Annotated in this window: 1 protein-coding gene; it reads right to left on the bottom strand. The window is 65.3% G+C overall.

Annotation, left to right across the window (positions count from 1 at the left end; all coding sequences use genetic code 11):
- The coding region (locus EOC06_RS08325) for an autotransporter-associated beta strand repeat-containing protein (protein WP_206631164.1) at positions 1-7,356 on the bottom strand (7,356 nt) is incomplete at both ends.

The following is a 7,356-nucleotide window of genomic DNA, read 5'->3' as shown; positions in this document are numbered from 1 at the left end:
GTGGAAAGAGACACCGCCGAGCAGGATGCCGGTGGCATCTTCGTAGAGGAGACCATCGACCCCCGTCTCCAGTTTCCATGTCGTCACGTCGTAGTCCGACACGGTCGTGGCGCTCTCGGGACTTTGCCGCGTGTGGGCGCCCTCGATGCGAGCCCAGATCGCGTTCTGCGACGGAACGGACCCGATCTCGTCGGCGCCTTGAGCAGCGCCCACCCAAGACCGGTTGCCGAGGCGCTGCTGCAGGGTGTCCAGTTCGTTGAGACTCTGCAGGACGCCCGCATAGGCCTCATAGATCGGTACGGCCGGCGAATAGAGTGGGTTCGGCGATCCATTGATCAGCGCCGAACGCAGATACCAGTCACCGTCCGCCGGCGTACTGACACCGTTCTTGTAGAGCCGGTAGGCATAGGCGCCGCTGACCACGGCCTGGTCGCCCTGGAAGACATAGTCGCCAGCCAGCGAGAAGGTGCCGGCCGAGGTTCCGTCGACATCGACGATCTTGACGCCCTCGATGGTCTGCGCCCCCGCTCCGCCGACATTACCTACCGCAAAAATGCCGGTGCCGGAGGTGCTACCATGGATGACGACCTTGTCGGTGGTCGAGGCATCGCCATCGAGCGCGGCATTGAGGAAGATGGTTCCGCCATTGCCGGTGTAATCGCCATTGATCGTCAGCGTCGTGCCGGGCGCGGTGCCCAGCCGCACCGAGCCTGCGTTGCCGAGCGAAGCCACGGTTTGGTTAAAGCCGGCGAGGTCGAGCGTTGCACCTGAGGCAACCGTGTATGCCGACGCGGCGCCAAGCGCGTCGACGGTACCGGCCGCCAAGGTGCCCTGCTGCACGCCAGTTGCACCGGCGAAAGCGGAGTCGCCTGAGGCCAGCACAAGGGTTCCATCGCTGGCTTTGGTGAATGCACCCGACCCGGTCAGCGCGCCGTTCAGCGTCAAGGTCGTGGCGGCGGCGGTCGAGACGGTGCCGGAGCTCATCACATTCAGCGCACGAGAGGTAGCAAAACTGTTGGTCGCGCTGAGCGTGCCGCCGTCGAGGCTGAGCCCGCCGGCGGCGTCGCCAAGATTGGCATCGGCAGCAACCTGCAGCGTGCCGCCATTGATCGCCGTGCCGCCGGTGTAGGTGTTGGTGCCGGTCAGCACCAGCGTGCCGCGGTCGGATTTGACAAGCTGCGCGTCGCCCGAAAGAACGGAGGCGATCGTGGCCGTCATGCCGGCGCCCGCCGCAGTACCGTCGCCGACGACGATGCTGCTGGATGGTCCGGTGAGCTCGATGGCATTGCCCTGGACACTATAGCCATCGGTCATGAACTGCATGCCAGAGGCAGTTACGTGGCCCAAGCCTTCATCCACCATCACCGTGCCGGCCTGGCCGGCAAAGATGGCGAAGGAAGCGTCGGCGTAAGGGGCATTGATGGTGCCCGTCTCATTGGCCCAGTTGTCATTGCCGGCCGAAGCCTGCCAGACGCCGTCGCCGCCATTGATCACGCCGTTGTTCTTGGGGCCGGCAGCGCCATCCCAGTAGTTGAAGGTCAGGCCTTCGGTGTTGACGAGGTTCACTTGGTGATCGATCGATGTCTGGATCGAATAACCCGTCGACGGGATCGTGCCCACGGCGAGGCCGTTGTTGGTGAGAGTGCCGTCATAGCTGAAGACACGGTAGACGCCTGGCCCGAAGGTTCCGCCTGCGCTCGTGGTGACGTTGAGCGTGCCGTCGAGGACGAGGTTGCCGCCCACTGTCGTCAGGTCATTGAGCGCCCCACCGACGACGTTCGCCTCGCCGAAGGAATAGTTGAGGATCGAGCCGCTGGAGAGATTGAGATTCCCAGCGATCGCCAGCGTGCCTGGGGTGTCGTCGGCCGAGCCGGGTGACAGGGTCGCCCCGTCGGCGACCGTGATATCGCCGCCGATCGCGCCCTTGCCGCCGATGGTCGCGCCGCTCGCAACCGAGACCGCGCCCGTCGCACCACCGTTGTCGCCATCGACATAGAGGCCGCCGGCCGTGACCATGGTCGACCCGGCATAGCTGTTGGAGCCGGTCAGGGTGAGTGCTCCGGCGCCCGTCTTGTTAAAACCGCCAGCGCCGGTGAGCGGGCCCGAAAGGATGAGATCCGCATCGGTCTGGAAAGTGCCGACACCCGAATTGAGAGTGACGTCACGCGCCGAGGTGAAGGCCGCGGTGGTCTGCAGCGTTGCGCCATCGTCCAGGCTCAAGCCGCCAGAGGTATCGCCCAGATTGGCATCCGCCGAAACCTGCAGCGTGCCGCCCTTGATGGCCGTGCCGCCGGTGTAGCTGTTGGTGCCGGTAAGCACCAGCGTTCCAAGATCCGTCTTCACCAGTTGAGTCGCACCTGTGAGGTTCGATGCGATGGTTCCGCTGAAGCCTGCCCCGACCAGCGTGCCGTCGCCGACCCGGATGGTCGACTGCGGCCCGAGCAATTCGATGTCCTGTCCCTGGACCACATACCCGCCGGTCGCGAACTGCATGCCCACGGCCTGCACCTGGCCATTGGTGTTGTCGACGCTGACCATACCGGCTGCGCCGGCAAAGATGGCAAAGCTGCCATTGGTGAAGGCCGCGTTCAGGTTGCCATCCGAACCGGTCCAGTTGTCGTCTCCAGCGGCCCGCCAGGTTCCGTTTCCTCCGTTGACAACGTCATTGCTTTTTGGACCGGCGTCGCCATCCCAGAAATTGAGGGTCTGGCCGCTGATGTCGACGAGGTTGACCTGGCCCGCGACCGACGTCTGCACCACGTGGTTGGCCGATGTTGTGTCCAGCCCGTTGTCGGCAAGCGCGCCGTCATAGCTGATGACGCGATAGATGCCCGGCCCGAAATTGCCGCCCGGGGCTTCCGTGACATTGATGGTGCCATCGAGCGTCAGATTGCCATGCACGACGGTCAGATCGTTGTAAGCGCCGCCGACCACGCCCGCCTGGCCGAACGAATAGTCGAGGTTCGACCCGGAGGCCAGATCAAGACTGCCATTGATCGTGAGCGTGCCGGGCGTGGCGCCAAGGCCGCCAGGAGCCAGTCTGCCTGCCACGTCAACAAGGACGTCACCGCCGACAACGCCCGTGCCGCCAAGCGTACCCGCGGCGACGATGGTCTGTCCGCTCGCGGCAGTCTGGTCTCCATTGATGTAGAGCCCACCGCCACCGTTGATGATGGTGAAGCCGGAATAGCTATTCTCGGCCGTGAGCACGGTGGTCCCCGTTCCGGCCTGGGTAACGCTGCCGCTGCCGGAGATCGTGCCGTCGAATGTATAAAGGTTGGAGCGATTGAAGCTGAGCGTGCCGTCGTCGACCACATCGCCGAGAACCGCACCCGTCGTGCCGCCAGTGCCCAAAGCCAGGACGCCGCCCGCAATGGTCGTGCCGCCGGTGTAGGTGTTGTCGGCACCGAGGAACAGCGCTCCCGTGCCGGTTTTTGTCAGCCCGCCCGCGCCGTCGATGGTTCCATTCCATGCAAGCGTATTGTCAATCTCGAATGTGCCGCCGCCCGCTTCAAGGGTCGCGTTGCGTCCGGAAGTCACGTTGGACAGGCTGCTCACGTGCAGCGTGCCACCATCGAAAGTGACCTTGCCCGCCGCACTGCCAAGATTGGCGTCGGCCGTGATCAGGACCGTGCCCCCTTTGATGAACGTGCCTCCCTGATAGGTGTTGGTGCCTGCCAGGATGAGTGTGCCGTCGCCTTGTTTGGTCAACGCGCCAACACCCGCGATGGTGCCGCCGAGCGCCAGGTTGGTCGCGCCGTCGATATCGAAAGTGCCGCCGCCGGCGTTGAGCGTCACGAAGCGCCCGGAAGCGATACCGGCGGTAGTGTGCAGCGTGCCGCCGTCAAGCGAAAGAACGCCGGGGAAGCCGCCGAGATTGCTGTCGGAGGAGATCTGCACGGTGCCGCCATTGATCGCGGTGCCGCCGGTATAGGTGTTGGTGCCTGCCAAAACCAGCGTGCCGGCGTCGGTTTTGACCAGTTGCCCGGCCCCCGTGAGGTTCGAGGCGATGGTTGCCGTATAGCCCGCGCTCGCCGCCGAGCCGTCGCCAACGCGGATGATCGACTGCAGCCCAATAAGCCCTACGTCCGCGCCCTGCACCCGGTAGCCGCCGATCGCGAATTGCATGCCGGCAGCCAAAACCGGGCCATTCGTGCCGTCCACCGTCACCGTCCCAGCCGTACCCTGGAAGATGGCGAAGCTGCCATTGGCAAAGGGAGCGGCGAAAAGTCCGGTCGAATCCGTCCAGTTCTGGTCGCCGGCAGCACGCCAGGTGCCGTTGCCGCCATTGACGGCACCGTTGGAATGCGGACCGGCGTCGCCGTCCCAGTAGCTCAGCGTCAGGCCCGCCGAGTTGACCAAATTGACCTGGTTGGCGACCGACGTCTGCACGAAATAGTTCGGATCGGTGACGTTGAGGCCGTTGTCGATCAGCGAGCCGCCATAGTTGAACACGCGATAGATCCCGGGGCCGAAGCTGCCGCCCGATGTCTTCGTAATGTTGAGTGTACCGTCGAGGGTGAGATTGCCGCCGACGTTGATCAGGTCGTTGAGCGCGCCGCCAGGCACATTGGCCTGGCCGAAATCGACGTTGAGGTTGGAATTGCCGAGGGCGAGATTGCCGTTGATGGTCAGCGTGCCGGGCATGCTGCCTGCTCCACCGGCGCTCAACGTGCCGCCGTCGGCGACCGTGACGCTGCCGCCGATGATGCCTGTGCCGCCAAGCGTCGCGCCGCCGGCGACCGAAATCTGCCCGGCCGCGCCCGACTGGTTGCCGTTGACGAGCAGGGTGCCGGCATTGACGTTGGTCGCGCCGCTATAGCTGTTGGTGCCAGTGAGCGTCGTAACGCCGCTGCCGAGCTTGTTGACCGTGCCGCTGCCCGAGATCGCGCCGGCAAAGATGTAATCGTAATCGCTGTTGAGGTTGAAGGCGAGCACGCCGTTGTTCGTAACGGCTGGCGTCGCGAGCGCCCCGGCCGTCGCGCCGTTGCCGATTTGCAGCGTCCCGGACTGTATAGTCGTGCCGGCACTGTAGCCGTGGTTCCCGGTCAGCGTCAGCGCGCCGGCGCCTTGCTTGGAGAGGCTCTCGAAATTGCTGACATTGGCGGCGTCCAGCGTGCGTCCCGCGGCGGCGACCACTTGCAGTGTGTCTCCGACGCCAGTCTCGCCACCGGTACCCGCGTCAACGCCCGCGCCACTGATGACGGCGGTGTCATTGAGCACCAGCGTGTCGTTGCCGGCGCCGAGATTGAGCTGTGCGGCGCCTGTGTTGAGCGTGCCGCTTACGTTGACCGTGTCGTTGCCGGCGCCAAGATTGCCATTGCCGCGCAACGTGCCGCCCGCCGCGATGGTGATGGTGCTTGCGCCGCCATCGCCGGCAAGAGTTGAGAAGCCACCGGCGGCGGCTCCGACCGTGCCGTTGACGGTGAGCGTGCCGGTACCGTTCAAGGCGATCGTCGGTGTGGTGAGGCCGCCGTTGACCTGCAGGACACCCGCGTCAATGCGCGTGGCGCCGATATCGTTGCCGGCTTGCGTCAGCACGGTCGCGCCCGTCCCGATTTGCGCGATCGTGCCTGGGCCGCTGAGAAGGCCGGTGAAATTGAACGTGTCGCTGCGGTTGAACGACAAGGTTGAGGTGGCAGCATTGACGATCACGTTGCCGGCGCCGGCGTTGCCGGTGGTGCCGCCATTGCCGATCATCAGATTGCCGTTGTTGATGACGGTGTTGCCGGTGAAAGTGTTGTTGCCGGTGAGCGCCCAGGTGCCGGCATCGTTCTTGGCCAGCGTGGTTGCACCGCCGGCGCCGTCGGCGATCGCCCCGCCCATGATGTTGAGCGCGGTATTGGTGCCGCCGAGCGCGATGGTGCGCGGGCCGCTGCCGGAATAGGTAACCGCGGCCGTGTTGCTGAAGACGACGGCGCCCGTGCCTGAGGATTCGATGAAGCTGGTGCCGGCCGAGAGCGTGAACAGCCGGTCAGTCGTGTCGCCGCTACCGGTGTAGCGCAACGTCGAGCCGTTGCCGATCACCAGATTGGCCGCCGCGTTGGACGAGGCGCCGATGCTGCTTGCCTGGCCGCCATTCGCCAGCTTGCTGACGCCGAGCACACCGCCATTGATCGTGGTGATGCCGGCGTAGCTGCTGTTTTGATTGTTGAGGATCCAGGTGCCGGCGCCGTCCTTGGTCAGCGAGGTCACGCCGGCGCCGTTGTTGGTGATCTGTGCGGCAAGGCTGTTGTTGCCGGTGTTGGTGCCGCCGAGCGCCAGCGTCTGGCTCGTGCCGAGAGCCGAGAATGCGATCGCTCCGGTATTGGTGAAGGCGATCGCGCCGGTGCCGGAGGATTCGAGCCGGCTGCCGGCCGAGGCGCCGAGCGTGAACAGGCGATCGGTGCTGTCGCCCGTGCCGACATATTGCAGGGTGCCGCCGGTGAGGACGAGGTTGGCCGCAGCACTGCTCGATGCGCCGATCGCGCTGTTGACGCCGCCATTGGCCAGGCACGAGACCTGCAGCACGCCGCCTCTGACAGTGGTGCTGCCGGTATAGGAGCTCGCGCAGCCGCTGAGCGCCTGGGTGACGGTTCCGCCCTTGATGATCCCGCCGCTGCCGCTGATCGCGCCGGCAAAACCGGCCGCGCTGACGTTCGAGGCGATCGTCAGCGTCGCCGTGCCAAGCGTGACATTGCCGCCTATGGCGCCACCGCCATTCAGATAGGAGATGGAGGTGCTGAAATTGTTGAGATCGAGTGCGACACCGGCGGTGTTGTTCAGGCCGAATCCACCCGCTCCGATGGCGCTGCTGGAGCCGGCGCGCAGGATGCCACCTGTGACTGTCGTGATGCCGGTATAGGTGTTGTTACCGGACAGGACGAGCGTGCCTGCGCCGTCCTTCCGGAAGGCGCCGGCACCGACGATCGGGCCGCTCACGCCGAGCACGGTGGCGGCATTCACCACGTTGATGGCCCCACCGGTAGTGGCAAGTGTGATGCCGCGGTCGATGCTGATGCTGCCGCCGGTATAGGCAAGGACGCCGCCATTCAGGCCAAGGTTGGCGGAGGCGCTGGTCGAAGCGCCGATGCCGCTTGCCTGGCCGCCATTGGCAAGGCAATCCACGCTGAGCGTACCGCCGATGATGTTCGTCGCGCCGGTATAGGTGTTGTTGCAGCCGACAAACGTCTGGGTGCTGCTATTGTCCTTGGTGAGGCCGCCGGCCCCGGTGATGGCGCCGCTGAAGCTGACGGTCGTGCCGCCGACCGTCAGGGTCGCTCCGCCGAGGCGAACGGTACCGCCATTCGCGCCGCCTCCCGACAACCCGCCGACCTTGTTGTTGAAACCGTTCAGGTCGAGCGTGACGCCGGCGAC

The organism is Mesorhizobium sp. M7A.F.Ca.MR.362.00.0.0, assembly GCF_004023175.1.
GTDB lineage: Bacteria > Pseudomonadota > Alphaproteobacteria > Rhizobiales > Rhizobiaceae > Mesorhizobium.
The sequence above is the reverse complement of the archived record's forward strand: the minus strand, read 5'-3'. Positions and strand labels throughout refer to the sequence as shown.